We start from the raw sequence: 1,020 nt of genomic DNA, 5'->3' as shown, positions 1-1,020 counted from the left end.
CGACCCGACCCCCAACCGTTCGCCGACGCCCGTGCGGTCCAGCAGGGGACGCCACCAATCCTCGTTGTCCAGATACCAGCGCACCGTCTTCTCCAGCCCCTGCTCCAGCGTGACGGACGGGCGCCAGCCCAGCTCCGCGCGGATGCGGGCGGGGTCGATGGCATAGCGCGCGTCGTGACCGGGGCGGTCCTCGACGAACGCGATCAGGTCCGCATGGGGGGCGCCCGCGGGCCGTTCGCGATCCAGGATCGCGCAGATCGTCCGCACCAGGTCCACGTTGCGCGCCTCGTTCTCGCCGCCGATGTTGTAGCTTCGCCCGACGGGCCCGCGGCGCAGGACCGTCAGCAACGCGTCGGCGTGGTCCTCGACGTACAGCCAGTCGCGCACGTTCTCGCCCCGCCCATAGACGGGGATGGGCCTGCCGTGCAGCGCGTTCAGGATGACCACGGGGATCAGCTTCTCGGGGAAGTGGAACGGTCCGTAGTTGTTGGAGCAGTTCGTCATCACCACCGGCAGGCCATAGGTCTCGTGCCACGCGCGCACCAGATGGTCGCTGGCCGCCTTCGACGCCGAATAGGGGCTGCGCGGGTCGTAGGGCGTGGTTTCGGTGAACTGCCCCGTGGCGCCCAGCGAGCCGAACACCTCGTCGGTGGACACGTGGTGGAAGCGGAACCCCTCGGGGCGCCCCTGCGCCTGCCAATGGGCGCGCGCGGCCTCCAACAGGTTGTAGGTACCGGTGATGTTCGTATCGACGAAGTCGCCCGGCCCGTCGATGGACCGGTCCACGTGGCTTTCGGCGGCCAAGTGCATCACGGCATCGGGCGCATGCTCGGCGAAGGCGCGGTCCAGTGCGGAACGATCGCGCAGGTCGGCACGTACGAAGACGTGGTTGGGGGCGTTCGACACCGACGCCACGTTGGCCGCGCAGGCGGCATAGGTCATCGCGTCCAGGTTCACGACGTCCACGCCCTCCCGCACGGCCTGGCGCACGACGGCGGACCCGATGAACCCCATGCCGCC

The 1,020-nt window shown here is 69.7% G+C and carries 1 protein-coding gene; it reads right to left on the bottom strand.

From position 1 onward, the window contains the following. A partial coding sequence (gene rfbB / locus P0084_RS18510) for a dTDP-glucose 4,6-dehydratase (protein ID WP_308918373.1) occupies positions 1 to 1,020 on the bottom strand: 1,020 nt, incomplete at both ends.

Source organism: Jannaschia maritima, from assembly GCF_030973515.1.
Classification (GTDB): domain Bacteria; phylum Pseudomonadota; class Alphaproteobacteria; order Rhodobacterales; family Rhodobacteraceae; genus Jannaschia; species Jannaschia maritima.
This window is presented reverse-complemented; position numbering and strand designations above follow the sequence as displayed.